Origin of the sequence: Bacteroides caecigallinarum (assembly GCF_021530995.1) — a bacterium.
In the GTDB taxonomy this organism is placed as follows: Bacteria; Bacteroidota; Bacteroidia; order Bacteroidales; family Bacteroidaceae; genus Phocaeicola; species Phocaeicola faecigallinarum.
The window spans coordinates 23,096-42,355 of the sequence record NZ_JADYTF010000006.1; the positions used below are offsets into that span (position 1 = coordinate 23,096).

A 19,260-nucleotide genomic window follows, 5' to 3' on the forward strand; every position below is an offset into this window, starting at 1 on the left:
TGTTTTTAAGTTTCCGAATCGGGATTTCTGTCGTTTATAATTGGGATTGTGTCATCAATTACAGGTTGTCATTAGTAAGAGTCTTACCCTTGTATTCACCTGTAAGAGTTTTCAGGAACTTCACGATATTGGCAGTTTCTGTTTCAGTAAGTGTGATACCAACTTCGTATTTAGCCATGTCAATTACAGCTTCTTCAAGAGTCTTCTTTGTTCCGTCGTGGAAATATGGAGCTGTCAGCTCGATGTTTCTCAGGCCAGGAACCTTGAATCTGTGCATGTCGCGTTCTGTTTTTGTTTCCTTGTTACGTCCATGGTCTTCGAATGTGATTTCGGTACCTCTGTCTCCGAAGTAGTCAGCTCTGATACCCATAAGCTCGTACGACTGTCCTCCAAGGTTTTCACCTACGTGGCATGTGGCACAGTTGTATTTCTTGAACAGGTCGTAGCCGTTAATCTCTTCTGCTGTAAGGATATTCTTGTCTCCCTTCAGATATTTGTCGAACTTAGAGTTTGGAGTTATCAGTGTGCGTTCGAATTCCTGAATAGCGTCAGTGATAGTTTCCTGAGTAAATCCCTCAGGATATACTTCCATAAATGCTTTTTCAAAGGCTTTGTCTTCTGAAAGGACTTTACAGATATCATCGAATGATTTGTGTCCCATTTCTATAGGGTTGAGTGGAGGACCACCTGCCTGTGCTGCCAGTGTAGCGGCACGTCCGTCCCAGAACTGAACGAAGTTGTAGTGAGCATTGAACACAGTAGGTGCGTTTACACCTCCAACCTGTCCGTCAACACCTTCTGAGAAACGCTTGTTGTCCACACCTGCAGTGTTCAGAGCATGACAAGTTGCACACGATACAGTATTGTCTATAGAAAGACGCGTGTCGTGGAAAAGCATATCTCCAAGGATAACCTTACGGATATCTACAGGAATAGAATCGTGTATAGGACGTATTGGCTCGTTTGCAAACTCAGCTGCAGCCAGAGTATTTGGATATGCCTGAGCTCTGTAGTTTTTTACCCAGTCCAGAGCAATCTCTGCCTTCTTGCCGGTCATAGACGATCCCCAGTGTACGAGATAGTATTTTGCCAATGGCATTGTACCGTCCTTTATTACCTTTTCTACTTTTGCCAAATCGACTTCGCCCACTTTTTCTCCATTCTTGAGAGCAGTCATCATAGGCTCTACGTCAAACTCTCTGTATCCTTTCTCTAAGTCCTCTTTCACCAGTTTTCCTGCTATAGGGAAGTTGGCATAGAAAGGAAGTTTCGGATCTGCCGAGTGGCATTCCATACATCCTCCGTCAGTAAGTATTGCAAGCATCCTTTCGTTTGCCGCAAGCGATTCTGATGGAGCCTGATTCACAAGGCGGTAAACTGCCACAGCTCCCGCCGCAATCAGTAATGCTGCCAAGATAATCTTCTTCTTCATAATCTCACTTTTTTAAAATGTTAGTATTAGTAGTTTCCTTTTGGGATTATTGTCTGTTATACAGATGTACACTTTTCTGTGCTGCCGGAAGATAGTTTACTCCATACCAGCACATCTGCAGTGACAGGAATCCTGCAATGAGGAGTCCGTACAGAAGTCTTTTGCTTTTATACGTTCTTTGCAGTCGTATGTGTATATACATCAGATATATGGTCCATGTAATGGCTGCCCATGTTTCTTTCGGGTCCCAGCTCCAGTAGTTGCCCCATGCATCCTTGGCCCATATTGCTCCAGTCAGCATACCTATGGTGAGGAAGGCTGTTCCGGTATATACCAGTTCGTCTGCAGTAGTGGTGTAAATCTCTTTATGCTTTTTCATTCCTATACATCCGATTATGAATGCGCATCCAAGCACTGAGTATGAAAACATGTATACTGTCACATGAGGAATGAACCACACACTTTGGAGTGCAGGCATCAGCGACTGGTCGTGTATCTCCGGTTTGAGTATGTTGATGATGCAGAACACTGTCGATACCAAAGTGGAGAAGGAGAGTATCCATCTGTATTTCCATCTCCAGTAGGTGATAAGCCCCGATATTCCCATGAATAGTGAATACCATAATCTGGTTTCTCCCATTGTTCTGAGCGGTGGCCTTTGCAGATAAATCCACAGGCCTATGATAAATCCTAAAAAGACTATACATCCTGCCATGCCTGTGGCAACAGCAGTTTTGGATATTCCGTTTCTGGTAGCCGATGCGACAGAGCTTATAATCCATAGAATTACGGATATAATTGTGAATATATAGAATACGTCCCAGTTAATTGTCATTTCTCAATTGTTGTTAGGTTTGTTATTACTTTTTGAAAGTATGTTTCTGAGGCCCACCGATAAACATTCCAGCCGCTCCGGCTATTGTCATTATTATACCTATGAGTTGGATATATTTCCATGGCTGATGTACTATTTGCAAGATACAGTATTGTGGTTTCTCGCCGTGTGTGTCGTAGCTGACCAGATATATGTCTTCACCGATTTTATATTCGTAGGGATGGTTTACCTCAAGGCTAATATGTGATGACTCTCCGTTCTGCCGGTCGGAAATATTTACATTGGCTACATAGCTTTTGGGCATTCCGTTTGGATAGTATTCTGCATGGAAATCCATCAATTGCATGTTATAGTCAAGAAACAAACGCTTGCCTTCCATCGTAAGAGCTTCATTGTTTTCTGTATCGAAGAATACTGGTATTCTGGCTGTTACCACATCGCTACTTCCTAAGAAGCCACCGGCCAGTGCAAGCCATACTCCGACATGATTGAGCAGAAATCTCCATCTTTTCTTTTTTCTGGTCTTAAATCCTCTGATGGTAATGGCCGCAAGATGTGAAAGCAAAATAAACAGTATCGATACAAAAATCCATGAGGACATGAAATTGTAGAATCCAAGTTGTCCCAAAATTCCTTCTTTTTGTTCTGCTTCTATAGCTGACAGTTGTGGAAACATTCCAATGACGAGTGTTCCGCAAACAAACAAGAAAAGGCTGAATGCTGTAGTTTCGGGAGATACAAGAACTCTTGTTATATTATTGGTACAGTTATTTTTGCGTAAGAGTATATAAACGGAATAAATCCATATTGCCCCAAGAATAATATTCAGTGGGAATTCAAAGAAATGGAACGGGAAATTTCCTGCAAAATATTGTATAATGACTGCTGCCATTATAGGATATAATAATATCAGGTAGATATTTTTCGCCATTTTTGTGTCGTTATAAGTCTTAAGAAAGTTGTTTCTGTGTATTTGAGTGCAAAAATAGTAAAAACAATCTATTTTCAATATATTATTATATGAAAATTGTATTTGTTACAAAAAGGTAATAGTGATACTGCTGAAAACAGATAATGAGAATGGATATATAAAACGAAAAGCAATGACACCTATTGTTGTGTATAAGAGTCATTGCTTTATTTTTTATATAGTTTGAGTTGTATTAAATGTTTTTCAAAGCCTTGCAAAGCTGGTCTGGACATGAAGTGTTCTTGTTTCCGCAACGGATACCTTCAAGGCGAGAGATAACTTCATTTACTTCCATTCCTTTTACGAGTGAGCAGATGCCTTTAAGATTTCCGTTACATCCGCCAGTGAAGCTTACTTCTTTAATCTTGTTGTTTTCTACTTCAACTTCGATAAATGAACTGCATGTTCCTTGTGTTCTGTAGTTTATTTTCATCGTTTTTGCTTTTTATCTTATTATAAAAAAACAGATTTCACACGAAGAAAACTTTATGCGAAATCTGTTTTTGTAATTATCATTAAGAATGATTACTCTTCTTCCGGCTTCATGTTAGTGTAAACATTCTGCACATCGTCGAATTCTTCAAGACGTTCTACCATCTTGTCTATAGTTTCGCGCTGTTCAGGAGTAACTTCTTTCAAATCGTTTGGTACGTATGTGAACTCACCACCGACATCCTCGAAACCACATTCTTCAAGGTGTTTCTGGATAAGAGAGTAGCTCTTAGGATCACCGTAGATAGTGATTGTTCCTTCTTCCGGATCTTCGTCGTATTCATCTTCTACGTTGTAGTCGATAAGATCAAGGATTAGTTCTTCCATGTCAAGACCATCTTTCTTCTTGAAAGTGAATACACACTTGTGATCGAACAAGAAAGCAAGTGAACCTGTAGTTCCAAGGTTACCGGCAAATTTGTTGAATACTGAACGAACGTCTGCTACTGTACGAGTAGTGTTGTCAGTAAGAGTATCAACAAATACAGCAACTCCGTGAGGACCATATCCTTCGTAAGTCATGCTCTTGTAGTCGCTCTGGTCTTTACCCTGTGCGTTTTTGATAGCACGTTCGATGTTGTCCTTCGGCATGTTTTCACGCTTGCAGACAGCGATGATAGAACGTAGTGTAGGGTTGTTTTCAGGTTCAGGACCACCTGCTTTTACAGCAATTGCGATTTGTTTACCCAGACGTGTAAAGGTCTTAGCCATGTGACCCCATCTTTTCAATTTGGCAGCTTTTCTATATTCAAACGCTCTTCCCATTGGTTTATAATTTTATATTGTTATTTTTATTGTTGTATTATTATCTCAATTTAGCATCAAGCTTGTTCTGCAGGTTAGTGATAAGTTTCTGCATGAACTTGTCAATCTGCTTGTCGTTCAATGTTGCATTCTCATCCTGAAGCATGAAGCTTACTGCGTAGCTCTTCTTGCCTGCTTCGAGGTTCTTGCCTTCGTAAACGTCGAACAGTTCAACAGATTTCAGGAGTTTCTTGTCTGTTTCGTAAGCTATCTTTTCGATTTCAGCGAACTGTACTTTCTTGTCGATAAGCAATGCAAGGTCACGTTTAACAGCAGGGAATTTAGATATTTCCTTGTAAGTTACTCTGTTGCCCTTAATTGATTTCATAAGTTCATTCCAGCAGATGTCGGCAAAATAAACTTCATTGTCGATATCGAATGCTTTCTGAATCTTCTTGCTTACTACTCCAAATGTAGCCAACAGTTTTCCTCCACGAGTATGTACAGATATCGCTACAGAGTAGATATCGTCTGTAAGATTTCCGAATACAAGACCACCGAAGTTTACACCAAGACGACGGAAGATATTGAAAACGTATGCTTTAAGTTCATAAACAGAAGAATTTTCGTCTGCGTGTGCCCATGAGTTGCTTACGCGCTTACCTGTAACCCACATACCGAGGTGAAGTTCTTCAGAATATGCAGCAAGAATTTTTTCAGGGTTCTTCTTTTCTTCGTTGAAGTGGTAGCACTTACCGAATTCGAAGAATTTCAAGTCAGCATTCTTACGGTTTGCATTGTGCTGGATGCTTTCAAGACCACCGAACAGCAGAGTTGCACGCATTACGTTCAAGTCGTTGCTCAATGGGTTCATCAGGCGAACCAGGTTTTCAGGCTTGTAAGTTTCAAGTCCTTCGTAATAGGCAGCTGCAGTAAGCGAGTTGTTCATTATTTCATTGAATCCGCATCCTACAAGCTGTTCTGAAACGATGTTCTGAAGTTTTACAGACTTGTCTTCTGCACCTTTAACATTGATGCTTGATTTCAGGCTGGTAGGGATCTCTACATTGTTGTATCCATATATACGGAGGATATCTTCCACTACGTCGCATGGACGCTGTACGTCAACACGATAAGGAGGAACAAGAAGAGAAAGACCTTCAGCTGTTTCGTTTACAATCTTCATTTCAAGACTGCTTACTATGCTCTTGATTGTTTCGGTTGGTATAACCTTTCCGATAAGTGTATTTACATAATCGTATGAAAGTTCGATAGCGAAATCAGCGATAGGAGCAGGGTAGTTGTCCTTGATTTCAGAAGCTATTTCACCGCCGGCAAGTTCTTTCACCAGCATAGCAGCTTCTTTCAGTGCATAGATAGTGATGTTAGGGTCGATACCGCGTTCGAAACGGAATGAAGAGTCTGTGCTCAGTCCGTGACGGCGTGCAGTTTTACGAACCCAAGTAGGGTTAAAGTATGCACTTTCAAGGAATACGTCTGTTGTAGATTCAGTAGTACCTGAATCAAGACCACCGAATACTCCGGCAATACACATTGGTTCTTCTTCGTTGCAAATCATAAGGTCGCGTTCAGAAAGTGTACGTTCCACTTCATCAAGTGTAACGAACTTAGTACCTTCAGCACATGTTCTTACTACTATTTTGCCACCTTTAATCTTGTTTGCATCGAAACAGTGCATTGGCTGTCCGTATGCATGAAGTATATAGTTTGTAATATCTACGATATTGTTGATAGGGCGAACACCGATAAGGCGAAGCTTGTTTTGAAGCCATTCAGGACTTTCCTTTACGGTTACGTTCTTGATGGCGATACCAGCGTATCTTGGACATGCTTCAGTGTTTTCCACTTCGATGTCGATATTCAGATTGTTGCTATCTACTTTGAAAGCATCTACTGAAGGACGTTTCAACTCAGCTTTGTAGCCATTCTGGATTAACCATGCATAAAGGTCGCGAGCCACACCATAGTGTGAGCATGCATCCGAACGGTTTGGAGTGATATCGACTTCAAGTACGTATTCGCTCTTTATATTGTAGTATTCTTTTGCAGGAGTTCCCGGAACAGTGTCTGCAGGAAGAACGATGATACCGTCGTGGCTTGTTCCCACACCGATTTCATCTTCCGCACAAATCATACCGTTTGATTCTACACCACGGAGTTTTGATTTCTTGATAGTGAAACATTCGTCGCCATCATAAAGCTTTGTTCCAAGAGTTGCTACGATTACTTTCTGAACTGCTGCTACGTTAGCTGCACCACAAACTATCTGTACAGGCTCTCCCTGTCCCAAGTTTACGGTAGTGACGTGCATGTGGTCTGAGTTTGGATGAGGTTCGCAAGTCAGGACTTCACCTACTACAAGTCCTTCGAGACCTCCTTTTATAGTCTGAACTTCCTCTACGCCTCCGGTTTCGAGACCGATTGAGGTAAGTGCGGCTGCTACTTCATCTGGAGTCAAATCGAAATTGACATATTCTTTCAGCCAGTTATAAGAAATATTCATATATAGATAGTTTTATGTATTTTTATGAATGATGCGCAAAGTTAATATAAATATTTGGTTTACAAGACTGCGTAAAAGTTTTTTTGCGAAATCAGAACGGTACGTCAGGCAATGGTCCGCCAAACGGATTTCCATCCTGCACTGGAGCCATATCTGCCGGTGGGGGAGGTATGGAGCCATTTCCTTTGTTCATCTTCGAACGTATGACCGGTGTCGCATTCTCTTCGGTAGGCAATGGTACAATCATTTCGTCTTCCGGATTTTGGAATCGTGCAAATTCGCCGCGGAATCGCAGAAGCACGTCGCCCACGGCACCGTTACGATGCTTTGCAATAATGATTTCGGCCATACCGTGTAGGTCATTACCCTTTTCGTCGGTATATATCTTGTAGTATTCAGGACGGTGGATGAAGCAAACCATATCGGCATCCTGCTCGATGGCTCCGGATTCACGGAGGTCGCTTAACTGCGGACGCTTGCCATCTACACCCTCACGGTTTTCCACACCACGGTTCAACTGACTCAACGCTATGATAGGAATATTTAATTCCTTGGCAAGACCTTTGAGCGAACGTGATATGGTGCTGACTTCTTCCTGACGGCTACCGAACGACATACCGCTGGCATTCATCAGCTGCAAGTAGTCGATGATGATTATTTTCACATCATGCTCTCTTACCAGACGACGCGCTTTTGTTCTTAGTTCGAATACTGACAACGAAGGGGTATCGTCCACATAGAGAGGAGCATCATACAGTTCCTTAATCTTATAGTCCAACTGCCCCCATTCGTATGGGGCAAGCTGTCCGCTCTTGATCTTCTCGCCCGGTATCTCACACACGTTTACAATCAAACGGTTGACCAACTGGACGTTGCTCATTTCAAGCGAGAATAATGCTACCGGCACCTTATTATTTACGGCTATGTTCTTGGCCATAGAAAGCACAAACGCGGTCTTACCCATCGCAGGACGTGCGGCAATGATTATAAGGTCGGAGTTCTGCCATCCGGAAGTCATCTTGTCAAGTTTATGGAAACCGCTTGCAAGACCACTCAAACCGTCGGTACGGGCGGCAGCAGTTCGAAGCATCTCATACGCTTCCTGTATCACAGGATTGATCTGCGTATAGTCTTTCTTCATGTTCTGCTGCGAGATTTCGAACAGACGTCCTTCGGCTTCCTGCATTATGTCATCCACGTCTTCAGTCTCGTCGAAAGCCTTTTTCTGGATGTTGCTGGTGAAAGTGATAAGCTCTCTGGCCAGGAATTTCTGTGCGATGATGCGTGCGTGGTATTCGATATGTGCCGACGATGCCATCATACCGCTCAACTGGGTGATATAGAACGGACCTCCCACTTCATCAAGGTGTCCCCTGAAGCGCAGGTGTTCTGTCACTGTAAGCAAGTCGATAGGTTTCTGCTGTATAGCCAGGTCTGTTATGGCGGCATATATCAGCTGATGTCTGTGCTCGTAGAAAGATTCCGGTTTAAGAATTTCACTAACAAGCGAATATGCATCCTTTTCAATCATCAGTGCACCAAGCACAGCCTTCTCCAGTTCCGGAGCTTGAGGCTGAAGGTGTCCGTATTCATCCGTAAGCTTTTCTTTGCTTACCTTTGTTGTTCGTGCGGGTCTTTTCTGTGTAGTAGCCATTATCTATGGTATAATTTTTTGCAAAGATAAGATTTTCCTATTTATAATGCAGGAAGATGATATGCAGAAATAAAAAAAGTAGGAAGAAAGCTTCGTACGAGCTTCCTTCCTACTTTAAATATGTCATAAGACAAGGATTATTTTACTGGAATCTTATCTATTCTGTTCTGATGACGTCCGCCTTCAAATTCAGTATTGAAGAATTCGGTCATTATCTTGTCTGCCATATCAGTATCGATAAATCTGCCTGGCATAACAAGTACGTTTGCATTATTATGCTGGCGTGACAGTTTGGCTATTTCAGGAATCCAGCAAAGTGCTGCGCGTATTCCCTGATGCTTGTTAAGAGTTATACCGATACCTTGACCACTACCACAGATGGCAATACCTGGGTAACATTCGCCGGCTTCTACAGCTTCTGCCAATGGGTGTGCGAAGTCAGGATAATCGCAACTTTCAGTAGAGTAAGTTCCAAAATCTTTGTATTCTAATCCTTTTGCTTCCAACCACTGCTTAACATACTGTTTCAGTTCAAATCCTGCATGATCGGATGCGAGTCCTACTATTTTCATTATAACATTGCTTTTACTTGGTTATATACATTTTCTGCTGTGAATCCCAGTTTTTCGTCCAATACTTTGTATGGTGCAGAGAAACCGAATGATTCAAGACCCCAAACCTTTCCGTTAGGACCTACAAGTCCTTCGAGGTTTACAGGAAGACCTGCTGTAAGTCCGAACACTTTAGCACCTGTTGGGATTACACTTTCCTGATATTCCTTACTCTGGCTACGGAACAAACCTTCAGATGGAACAGAAACGATACGAGTCTTGATACCATCTTTGTGCAAAAGTTCAGCACCTGCAACCAATGTAGAAACTTCAGAACCTGAAGCAACCATGATAACGTCTGGAGTACCTTCTGAGTCAGTTACGATGTAACCACCCTTTGCAGCTTCAGCATATTTAGTACCTTCTGGAAGGTCTGTGATGTTCTGACGAGAAAGAATCAATGCAGATGGAGTGTCGATGTTTTCCATTGCAAGCTTCCATGCTTCAGTAGTTTCTTTAGCGTCAGCAGGACGAAGAACAAGCATAGAGTTCTTTCCGTGGTGATTTTTCAGTTTTTCCATCAAGCGGATCTGTGCTTCCTGTTCTACCGGTTCGTGAGTAGGACCGTCTTCACCTACGCGGAATGCGTCGTGAGTCCAGATGAACTTAACAGGCAACTGCATCAAAGCGGCCATACGTACAGCTGGTTTCATATAGTCTGAGAATACGAAGAATGTACCGCAAGCAGCGATTACACCACCGTGAAGAGCCATACCAATACAGCAGCAAGCCATAGTAAGCTCGGCAACACCTGCCTGGAAGAATGCTCCAGTGAAGTCGCCTGGCTGGAACGAGTGAGTTTTCTTCAAGAAACCGTCAGTCTTGTCTGAGTTAGAAAGGTCGGCAGAAGAACAGATCATATTAGGAACCTGTTCAGCAAGAGCACCAAGAACAGTTGCAGATGCGTTACGAGTAGCATCGTTAGCTTTCTGCTGGATTCCTGCCCAATCAACTTTAGGAGCAACACCGCTGAACCAGTCTTTCAACTGAGCGGCTTTTTCAGGATTTGCAGCAGCCCATGCTTTTTCTTCTTCGTATCTTGCAGCAACGATAGTTTCAAGTTCCTGTGCGCGTTTTGCGTAAAGTTCTTTCACATCGTCGAAGATTACGAATGGGTTTTCAGGATCAGCACCCAAGTTGATCATTGTATTCTTGTAAGCATCACCACCAAGAGGAGCACCGTGAGTCTTGCAGTTGCGTTCGTAAGAAGAGTTGTCGTCTTTACGTGCACCCTTACCCATGATACATTTACCGATGATAAGAGTTGGGCGTTTTGTCTCAGCTTTAGCAGCGTCAAGAGCCTTGCGGATTTCGTCGCAGTCATTACCGTTGATTTCCAAAACATTCCATCCCCATGCACGGTATTTCATGGCAGTGTCTTCAGTCATTACATCTTTAGTTTCAGTAGAAAGCTGGATGTCGTTTGAGTCGTAGAACATGATAAGGTTATCAAGTCCCAGATGACCTGCTATACGTCCGCTACCCTGAGAGATTTCTTCCTGGATACCACCGTCAGAGATGTATGCGTAGATAGTTTCTTTAGCGAAAGTAGGGTTACCTGTACGTGCAGCAAGGAATTTTGCAGCAATAGCAGCACCCACAGCAAAAGTATGTCCTTGTCCAAGTGGTCCGGATGTGTTTTCAATACCACGTTCTACGTCCACTTCAGGGTGTCCTGGAGTAGGAGAGCCCCACTGACGAAGCTGTTTCAATTCGTCGATAGTGAATTTTCCGGCTAAAGCTAATTGAGAATACAACATAGGAGACATGTGTCCCGGATCGAGGAAGAAACGGTCTCTTCCTTCCCATTTAGGATTTTTAGGGTCATACTGCAGATATTCTGAATACAGAACATTGATAAAGTCTGCACCACCCATAGCACCACCTGGGTGTCCTGACTTAGCTTTTTCTACCATTGAAGCTGCCAGAATACGGATGTTGTCGGCAGCATGGTTCATTACTTGTTTGCTGTTCATATTAATTGATTATTTTGTTGAATGTTTCTATTCGTTTTCTTACGTTTTCTGAATTTTTGAGCAAAAATATAACATTTATATGTAAATCACAACCTGAATAAAAGGTTTTTTTTATCATTAATTTGATAGAATTATCAGATATTCAGGCTGTTTCATGTATACTTATTGTCAAAAATACTCTTTACTTTTTGTATTTTACAGCAGCCTCTTCCACAGGGATACAAGCCTTGTAGTTTTCTATGTATTTGTTGAATCCGGCTACATCTTCTGCCGTAGGAGATACTTCTGTACCTGTATTTCCGGCAAATACCTTTTCATCCAGGAAGTCGGCAAGCGACAGATTCTTGTCATTGTTTACCAAATATGAGCCGAGTAGTGCAATTCCCCATGCACCGCCTTCACCTGCAGTTTCCATTACTGATATAGGTGAGTTGATGGCAGCAGCCAGAACTCTCTGTCCTACACCTTTAGTTCTGAACAAACCTCCGTGTCCTGTAATTCTGTCTACCTTGATTTTCTCTTCGTTGAATAGGATGTCGTTACCTATTTTCAAAACTCCAACTGAGGCATACAAATGTGCACGCATAAAGTTTGCAAGATTGAATTTATCGCTTGCATTACGAACGAACAGTGGGCGTCCTTCTTCAAGACCTGTTACAGGTTCGCCAGAAAAGTAGTTGTATGAGATAAGTCCGCCGCAGTCGGCATCACCGGTAAGTGCATTATTGTAAAGTTTTCCGAATATTTCATCCATATCTACAGGCATACCCATCAGTTCCTGATATTCCTTGAATATGTTTACCCATGCGTTAAGGTCGGAAGTACAGTTGTTGCAGTGTACCATAGCCACAAGGCTACCGTCAGGGGTAGTAACCATATCAATCATTTCGTATGGCTTAGACAAATCTTTTTCCAGTACAATCATTGAGAATGAAGAGGTACCTGCAGATACATTACCTGTACGCTGTTTTACAGCATTTGTTGCCACCATACCTGTTCCGGCATCACCTTCAGGAGGACATACAGGAACCCCTGCTTTCAGATGTCCGGAAACGTCAAGTTTCTTGGCTCCCTTTTCTGTCAGGCAACCTGCGTTTTCGCCAGCAAGCAGAACTTTTGGAAGGATATCCTCGAGTGTCCAGCTAAATCCGTATGGCTTGATAAGGTTATTGAATTTCTTAACCATTTCGGCTGAATAGTTCTTAGTCTCAGGGTCGATAGGCAGCATACCTGAAGCATCACCTATACCCAAAACCTTTTCTCCAGTGATTTGCCAGTGAACGTATCCTGCCAGTGTTGTAAGGAATGTGATGTCTTTTACGTGTTCTTCCTTGTTCAGGATAGCCTGGTACAGATGTGAGATACTCCATCTCAGAGGGATGTTATATACAAAAAGTTCGGACAATTCAGCGGCAGCTTTGCCAGTATTTGTATTTCTCCAGGTACGGAACGGAACGAGGATTTCTTCTTTGTCGTTGAAAGCCATATATCCGTGCATCATGGCGCTGACACCAATTGCAGCCAGGTTTTCGATTTCAATTCCGTATTCTTTTTTTACATTGGCTCTAAGGTCAGAGTAGCAATCCTGTACTCCGTTCCAGATAGCATCGATACTATATGTCCACAAGCCGTTTTCCAGCTGGTTTTCCCATGTGTGGCTACCTTGTGCAATAGGTTTGTTTTCTTCGTCAATCAGAACGGCCTTGATTCTTGTTGAACCAAATTCGATACCCAATATGGCTTTACCGTTTTCTATTGTAGATTTAGCATTAAGACTCATAGATTTTAAGTTTTTAAGTTTACGAGTTTCTAAGTTTTTGAACTCTTAAGTTTTAAAAAATTAAAAGTGCTGCGAACGATTGCTCGCCGAGCACTTTTAATTTATATTATGACTTGTTTATTAGCAAAGAGCTTTGTTCAGCATGTAGTAAACTTCGTTCATACGGAGTTCTTTCTTGAATTCGCTGATTGTAGTGTCTTTGTTGATATGAACCATTTCGATGCCAGCGATTTCTGCATAGTCTTCCCAGTATTCAGCTGTCAGATCGTATGAGAAGCAAGAGTGGTGAGTACCACCTGCAAGAATCCATGCGCCTGCACCTACTTCGAAGTTAGGCATAGGTTTCCACAAAGCAGAAGCTACAGGAAGTTTTGGCAATGGTTTTGGTTCGATACATTCTACATCGTTTACAATGAGGCGGAAACGGTTTCCGAGGTCAACAACTGTAGCTGTACATCCAGTACCAACTTTAGAAGTAAATACAAGGCGTGCAGTCTGGCTCTTGCGTACACCGATACCGAGGAAGTGAACTTCCAGACGAGGTTTCTTGGCAGCGATCAGTGGACAAACTTCCAACATGTGTGCCTGAAGAATTGAACTGTTCTTTCCGTCGAAGTTCAATGTATAGTCTTCAAGGAATGAGCAACCGTTTGCGAGTCCCTGGTTCATTACCCATACTGTACGGTAGAGAGCTGCAGATTTCCAGTCACCTTCAGCACCAAATCCATAACCTTCTGCCATCAGACGCTGTGATGCAAGTCCAGGAATCTGGTCGAAGTAGCTGCCGTCTGTCTGTCCGAGGTCATCGAAGTTTGTAGTGAAACCTTTTGCACCTTTAGCTTTCAAGATAGCGCGAAGAGCAAGTTCAGCCTTAGCTGCGTTCCATACTTTCTGATATGCTTCTGTAGATTTGTCTTCAAGTTCAGCATCGTGGTCGTATTCGCTGAAGTAAGTTTTAACCAAAGCTTCAACTTCTTCGTCCTTGATATTCTTGTGGTATTCCATCAGTTCGCTTACCGGGCAGTAATCTACGTGGTAACCCATGCGCTGTTCAGCTTCTACTTTGTCACCGTCTGTTACGGCTACATTGTTCATTTGGTCGCCGAAACGCAAGATAAGCATATCCTGTGAGTCAGCCCATGCAGCACATACTCTCATCCATACAGCAATCTTGCTGAGAGTTTCTTCGTCTTTCCAGTAACCTACAACCACTTTGCGGCGTACACGCATACGAGTGCAGATATGACCGAATTCGCGGTCGCCGTGTGCACTCTGATTCAAGTTCATGAAATCCATATCCATAGTATCCCAAGGAATTTCCTTGTTGAACTGAGTGTGAAGGTGCAGCAAAGGTTTCTTCAACTGCTGCAAACCGTGAATCCACATTTTAGCAGGAGAGAATGTGTGCATCCATGTGATTACACCTACACATTTTTCATCATTGTTTGCTGCCTTGAATACTGCTTCCACTTCTTTAGAAGAGTTTGCAGTGCCTTTATATACAACCTTAACAGGAAGTTTTCCACTTTCGTTAAGACCTGCTACCATTTCGTTACTGTGTGCGTCGACTGCTATTACTGCGTCGCCTCCGTAAAGGAGCTGAGCTCCGGTTACGAACCATACTTCATACTGATTGAATGCGTTCATAATTTTTGATTTTATTAAAAGGTAATAATTTGTTTATTTCAGTATTTATTAATTTCTGTTGTTTTTACTTTTTCTGTCCGTAATAAGCGTTAGGACCGTGCTTGCGGTTGAAATGTTTTTCTACCAGCAGAGGATTCATTGTAAGATTAGGATTTGCAGCGTAAGCAATGCTTGCCATCTTTGCAACTTGTTCCATAACAACAGCATTGTGTACCGCATCATTGGCATCCTTACCCCATGAGAAAGGACCATGATTTTTCACTAATACTCCCGGAGTGTGTACCGGGTTCATACCTTCGAAACGCTTAACTATTACGTTTCCTGTTTCCTTTTCGTATTCTCCTTTTACTTCAGCCTCAGTCATATCGGCTGTACAAGGAATAGCTTCGTGGAAATAGTCGGCATGAGTTGTTCCTATATTTGGAATATCAAGTCCTGCCTGGGCCCATGCAGTGGCATAAGTTGAGTGAGTGTGAACCACACCGCCGATTTCAGGGAATGCCTTGTAAAGTACCAGATGGGTAGGAGTGTCGCTTGATGGACGAAGTGAACCTTCCACTACATTGCCTTCAAGGTCTACTACCACCATATCGTCTACTTTCATCTCATCATATGATACTCCGCTTGGCTTTATCACTACAAGTCCGGTTTCGCGGTCTATTGCCGAAACGTTACCCCAAGTGAAAATTACAAGTCCATGTTTCACCAAATCCAGGTTAGCATGGAATACTTTTTCTTTTAATGCTTCTAACATATATCTGAGTCTTTTATTGTTTAAATCTTGAATTTAGGATCTTTTTCGTATGCCTTGTCGTTGAATTTGTAAAGACGTGCACCTCTTTTTGATCCAGTCTTGTCTATTTTGTCTGTTTGTTCTATAAAATCCATTTCTGCTATACGCTTACGGAAATTTCTTTTGTCCATTGTTTCTCCGTAGATAGCTTCGTACAGGTTTTGCAGTTGTGTCAGTGTGAATAGTTCCGGAAGAAGATTGAAACCTATAGGCTTGTGCGAAGATTTTTCTTTCATCATTTTCCTGGCTTTTTTCACCATCTCAGAATGGTCGAAAATCAGTTCAGGTACTTCGTTTATATTTATCCAGTGTGCATTATGCTGTTGAACCAGCTCACGGTCATATTCATTTATATTTATCAATGCATAGTATGCTAATGATATAACACGTTCTCCCGGATCTCTTTCTACGGCACCAAATGCGCCAATCTGTTCCATATAGACATCTTCCAGTCCTGTCAGTTCGCTCAATACTCGTTTAGCTGCATCATCTGCACTTTCGTTTTCCTGTATAAATCCTCCCATAAGAGACCATTTCCCTTTAGCCGGCTCAAAATTTCTCTTTAGAAGGAGGAGATTCAGTTCGCCTTTGTCGAAACCGAATATGATACAGTCAATGCCGACATAGAATTTTGGATTATGTTTGTAATAAGCTGTCATGTAAATACAGATTTTATATTGTTCTACATTTATTCGGTTGCAAATGTAGAACAATATTTATAGTTTTTACCAGAAATATGCGTAGAATAATCCGCAGAGAACCACAACACCAAGTGTAGCTATTACGTCCCACTTGTTCCAGCTCTTTCTGATAAGTTCCTTATAGCTGCCGGTGAATGTGATTGCTTCAATCTGTTGTGCAGTTGGTTTAGGAGTGAAGCAAGACACTACGGCCATCATTATCATAAGGAAAACAAGCAACCATATTTCGAAAATCAACCAGTTAGTCTGCCAGAACCATGCTGTTGCATCCCAAAATGCTCCTTCCATAGTTGCTGTACCACTCTTTGTTATTACGTTTGTAACTAGTCTTACCATACCAATAATGAAACCGCCGATAAGACCCCATTCACCAGCCTTTGGAGTGATTCTCTTAGAAAAGATACCCAATGTGAACACTGCTACCATGGCTGGAGCCAACAGAGACTGGATGTCCTGCAGATAGCTGTATAGGTTGTCCATGTTCATCATGATAGGCAGCCAGAGCAAACCGAGGATAACTACTACCACTGTAGCTACACGACCAACGAATACATAGTGTGCTTCGCTCTTACCCTGACGCATAGGTTTGTAGAAGTCTTCTGTAAACAGTGTCGCACAGCTGTTGAAGAATGCTGCAAGTGAAGTAACCAATGCACAGATGAAACCGATTGTTACCAGACCTTTCACACCTGCAGGAAGGATGTTCTTCACCATCATGGCAAATGCACCGTCTGTGTCGTGCTGGTTGTTAAGGTCCATTACGATACCGCTATTAGGGTCCTGTGCCAATGCCACAGCTACCATACCAGGGATAAGGAACATGAATACAGGAAGCAGTTTGAAGTAACCTGCAGCGATTGTACCGCGGCGTGCACGTTTCATAACTACATCGTCCGATTCACCTTTCTGCTGTCCAAGAACACGCTGAACGATATGTTGGTCTGTACACCAGTACCAGAAACCGATGATAGATGCTCCGATGAATACTGCAAATCCGGGGAATTTAGGATACATAGGATCGCCTTCGTCCCAGTGGAACATGTGGTTGATTCCGTAACCGTCGTGAGCAGAACGTGCATAGTCCATCATGTTGCTCCATCCATCTACAATGCTTCCATGTCCAAGTGCAGATAATCCTAAGAATAGTACAAGGAACGAGCCTATGATAAGGATAGGTGTCTGAATAGCAGACATTGTCATAACTCCTTTCATGCCTCCCAATACTGTAAATACGGCAGTAATGGCAATCAGTCCCAAAGCTCCCCACCAGAAAGGAAGGCCGAGCAGATATTCGAAGAAGATACCGCCTGTGAAAGCTGTAACGCTGACTTTTGTAAGAATATATGCAATCAATGTGATGATACTCAACCATGAACCTGTTCTCTGAGTATAACGGTATTTCAGGAAGTCAGGCATAGTGATAATCTTGCCCATTTTGTTGTTCAATAACTGATAGAATGGAACAAACAACCATCCCAAAATAAGAATCATCCAACCCTGCATTTCCCAGTGTGCCATACCTACACCGTCTTTTGCTCCTGTACCTGCAAGTCCTACTAAGTGTTCTGAACCGATGTTGGCTGCAAAGATTGCAGCACCGATAACGTACCATGGTTCACCTTTTCCAAACAAATAATCCTGACTGTCGGCTCCCTGCATTGCAAGCTTGTCCTTACGTACTGCACGCCAAACAGCCCATGCTACTCCTAAAATACCTATGACCAGAACAGCCCAGTCCAACCAAATAAATTCTTTTGAACTCCAATTCATGATAAAAGTGTTTTTATGATATTATACTATATGTTATTTTTCAACTCCGAATTTGAAAATGCAGTGGCTGTAGTATTTTTCTCCTGGTTTGAGGATTACTGAAGGCCATTGAGTCTTGTTAGGACTGTCAGGATAATGTTGTGATTCAAGACATACAGAAGCACGCTGTGGATATGCTACACCGTGTTTTCCTTTTACTTCTCCAGTCAGGAAGTTTCCTGTATATACCTGTATTCCCGGTTCGTTGGTATAAACTTCAAGTGTTATGCCGCTTGTTGGGCTTGTAAGTTTGGCTGCAACCTTTGTATCGTCACCTTTGGTAGACAAGACCCAGTTGTGGTCGAAACCATTTCCGAACTTAACTTGCTCATTGTCAAAAGCTGTTACGTCCGGAGCAATTGTTTTAGGCGTGTTGAAGTCGAAAGGAGTGTCTTTAACGGCCATAATTTCTCCTGTAGTCATATAAGTGCTATCTACTGGAGTTATGCTATCCGAAGCTACATATAGGATATGGTCTGTAGCCGGTTTAGACATGTCACCGCTAAGATTGAAATATGAATGGTTTGTCATATTAATAATTGTAGTCTTATCAGTAGTGGCATCATATTTTATGTCAATTGCATTGTCTGGAGTCAATGTATAAGTAACGTTTGCAGTGACATTTCCAGGGAAATTGTTGTCGCCGTCGGCTGACTTCATAGTAAGAACGATAGTGCTGTCGTTAGTCTGGTTGGCTTCATATACCTGATACTGCCATCCTGTAGGTCCGCCGTGCAGACAGTGTCCGAAATTGTTTGTCGGCAACTGTATCTCCTGTCCGTCGATATTGATTTTACCTTTGTTGATACGGTTTGCATATCTTCCTATGCTTGCTCCGAAATCGCTTGGTATGTTCTGATAGTCATTAATATTGTCGAATCCGAGAACTACATCTGTCATATTACCGTTTTTGTCCGGTACCATAACGGAAACTATTCTACCTCCGAAGTTTGTAACACAAACCTCCATTCCATTTTTGTTGGTAAGTTTGTAAAGACCTGTTTTCTTACTGCCGTCAATCGTTGTCTCAAAATTAGCAGGATTAAGTCCTGACAATGTAAGTTCAACCTTTTTCTCTTGTGATGCGCATCCGCTTAATAAAACTACAGCAGCACCAACGCTTAAAAATGATTTCTTCATGTTTCTCATTATATATATTTTTATGGTGTTTTCTTTTTACGGTGTAAAAGTAACACTTATTTTCTTAAGTTGTTCCTGTTTGAATATGTTTGACAACATTAAAGTGTTGTTTTTACACTTTTGGACAGTAAATATAGTATGTGGTATTTAAA

General features: G+C 42.1%; 15 protein-coding genes. All 15 read right to left on the bottom strand.

Translation table 11 applies throughout. The features are described 5' to 3' along the window. Positions 1–58: 58 nt before the first annotated feature. Positions 59–1,432, bottom strand: a complete 1,374-nt coding sequence (locus I6E24_RS01805; RefSeq protein WP_235325775.1) for a cytochrome c peroxidase — start codon at positions 1,430–1,432, stop codon at positions 59–61. A gap of 46 nt (positions 1,433–1,478) precedes the next feature. Then, a complete protein-coding gene (gene ccsA / locus I6E24_RS01810) occupies positions 1,479–2,267 on the bottom strand; it encodes a cytochrome c biogenesis protein CcsA (RefSeq protein ID WP_235325777.1) in 789 nt (262 codons plus the stop codon). A 25-nt stretch (positions 2,268–2,292) separates the two neighbouring features. Then, positions 2,293–3,198: a cytochrome c biogenesis protein ResB gene (locus I6E24_RS01815; protein ID WP_235325779.1), complete on the bottom strand. Its 906-nt coding sequence runs from the start codon at positions 3,196–3,198 to the stop codon at positions 2,293–2,295. 232 nt (positions 3,199–3,430) lie between these two features. Next, positions 3,431–3,670, bottom strand: coding sequence for a TIGR03905 family TSCPD domain-containing protein (locus tag I6E24_RS01820; protein WP_204404744.1), 240 nt, complete (start codon positions 3,668–3,670; stop codon positions 3,431–3,433). 92 nt (positions 3,671–3,762) lie between these two features. Continuing rightward, complete coding sequence (locus I6E24_RS01825) at positions 3,763–4,494, bottom strand: YebC/PmpR family DNA-binding transcriptional regulator (protein WP_154044077.1); 732 nt, start codon at positions 4,492–4,494, stop codon at positions 3,763–3,765. A gap of 40 nt (positions 4,495–4,534) precedes the next feature. Continuing rightward, positions 4,535–6,997 carry a phenylalanine--tRNA ligase subunit beta gene (gene pheT / locus I6E24_RS01830; RefSeq protein WP_235325781.1) on the bottom strand — a complete coding sequence of 821 codons (2,463 nt, stop codon included), beginning with the start codon at positions 6,995–6,997 and terminating at the stop codon, positions 4,535–4,537. Positions 6,998–7,088: 91 nt separating this feature from the next. Then, positions 7,089–8,651 carry a replicative DNA helicase gene (gene dnaB / locus I6E24_RS01835; RefSeq protein WP_235325783.1) on the bottom strand — a complete coding sequence of 521 codons (1,563 nt, stop codon included), beginning with the start codon at positions 8,649–8,651 and terminating at the stop codon, positions 7,089–7,091. A 137-nt stretch (positions 8,652–8,788) separates the two neighbouring features. Then, positions 8,789–9,223, bottom strand: a complete 435-nt coding sequence (gene rpiB / locus I6E24_RS01840) for a ribose 5-phosphate isomerase B (RefSeq protein WP_235325785.1) — start codon at positions 9,221–9,223, stop codon at positions 8,789–8,791. Continuing rightward, positions 9,223–11,238: a transketolase family protein gene (locus I6E24_RS01845; protein WP_235325787.1), complete on the bottom strand. Its 2,016-nt coding sequence runs from the start codon at positions 11,236–11,238 to the stop codon at positions 9,223–9,225. Before I6E24_RS01845 ends, rpiB begins: the two co-directional genes overlap by 1 nt. 181 nt (positions 11,239–11,419) lie before the next feature. Next, a complete protein-coding gene (locus I6E24_RS01850) occupies positions 11,420–13,018 on the bottom strand; it encodes a xylulokinase (RefSeq protein ID WP_235325789.1) in 1,599 nt (532 codons plus the stop codon). Positions 13,019–13,138: 120 nt separating this feature from the next. Beyond that, positions 13,139–14,665, bottom strand: a complete 1,527-nt coding sequence (gene araA / locus I6E24_RS01855; RefSeq protein WP_235325791.1) for an L-arabinose isomerase — start codon at positions 14,663–14,665, stop codon at positions 13,139–13,141. A gap of 64 nt (positions 14,666–14,729) precedes the next feature. Continuing rightward, entirely contained in the window at positions 14,730–15,419 is a 690-nt protein-coding gene (locus I6E24_RS01860; protein WP_235325793.1) for an L-ribulose-5-phosphate 4-epimerase, read from the bottom strand. Between the two features lie 20 nt (positions 15,420–15,439). Then, on the bottom strand, positions 15,440–16,117 hold the full coding sequence (locus I6E24_RS01865; RefSeq protein WP_235325795.1) for an NUDIX hydrolase: 678 nt from the start codon (positions 16,115–16,117) through the stop codon (positions 15,440–15,442). A 66-nt stretch (positions 16,118–16,183) separates the two neighbouring features. Next, entirely contained in the window at positions 16,184–17,929 is a 1,746-nt protein-coding gene (locus I6E24_RS01870; protein WP_235325797.1) for a sodium:solute symporter, read from the bottom strand. Positions 17,930–17,962: 33 nt separating this feature from the next. After that, positions 17,963–19,108 (bottom strand): aldose epimerase family protein, encoded by a 1,146-nt coding sequence (locus I6E24_RS01875; protein ID WP_394800347.1) that lies wholly within the window; start codon positions 19,106–19,108, stop codon positions 17,963–17,965. Positions 19,109–19,260: the final 152 nt, after the last annotated feature.

Bases quoted from the DNA above. Each gene is read 5' to 3' on its own strand.
- I6E24_RS01805 (WP_235325775.1), bottom strand. From the start codon at position 1,432: ATGAAGAAGAAGATTATCTTGGCAGCATTACTGATTGCGGCGGGAGCT.
- ccsA (WP_235325777.1), bottom strand. From the start codon at position 2,267: ATGACAATTAACTGGGACGTATTCTATATATTCACAATTATATCCGTA.
- I6E24_RS01815 (WP_235325779.1), bottom strand. From the start codon at position 3,198: ATGGCGAAAAATATCTACCTGATATTATTATATCCTATAATGGCAGCA.
- I6E24_RS01820 (WP_204404744.1), bottom strand. From the start codon at position 3,670: ATGAAAATAAACTACAGAACACAAGGAACATGCAGTTCATTTATCGAA.
- I6E24_RS01825 (WP_154044077.1), bottom strand. From the start codon at position 4,494: ATGGGAAGAGCGTTTGAATATAGAAAAGCTGCCAAATTGAAAAGATGG.
- pheT (WP_235325781.1), bottom strand. From the start codon at position 6,997: ATGAATATTTCTTATAACTGGCTGAAAGAATATGTCAATTTCGATTTG.
- dnaB (WP_235325783.1), bottom strand. From the start codon at position 8,651: ATGGCTACTACACAGAAAAGACCCGCACGAACAACAAAGGTAAGCAAA.
- rpiB (WP_235325785.1), bottom strand. From the start codon at position 9,223: ATGAAAATAGTAGGACTCGCATCCGATCATGCAGGATTTGAACTGAAA.
- I6E24_RS01845 (WP_235325787.1), bottom strand. From the start codon at position 11,238: ATGAACAGCAAACAAGTAATGAACCATGCTGCCGACAACATCCGTATT.
- I6E24_RS01850 (WP_235325789.1), bottom strand. From the start codon at position 13,018: ATGAGTCTTAATGCTAAATCTACAATAGAAAACGGTAAAGCCATATTG.
- araA (WP_235325791.1), bottom strand. From the start codon at position 14,665: ATGAACGCATTCAATCAGTATGAAGTATGGTTCGTAACCGGAGCTCAG.
- I6E24_RS01860 (WP_235325793.1), bottom strand. From the start codon at position 15,419: ATGTTAGAAGCATTAAAAGAAAAAGTATTCCATGCTAACCTGGATTTG.
- I6E24_RS01865 (WP_235325795.1), bottom strand. From the start codon at position 16,117: ATGACAGCTTATTACAAACATAATCCAAAATTCTATGTCGGCATTGAC.
- I6E24_RS01870 (WP_235325797.1), bottom strand. From the start codon at position 17,929: ATGAATTGGAGTTCAAAAGAATTTATTTGGTTGGACTGGGCTGTTCTG.
- I6E24_RS01875 (WP_394800347.1), bottom strand. From the start codon at position 19,108: ATGAAGAAATCATTTTTAAGCGTTGGTGCTGCTGTAGTTTTATTAAGC.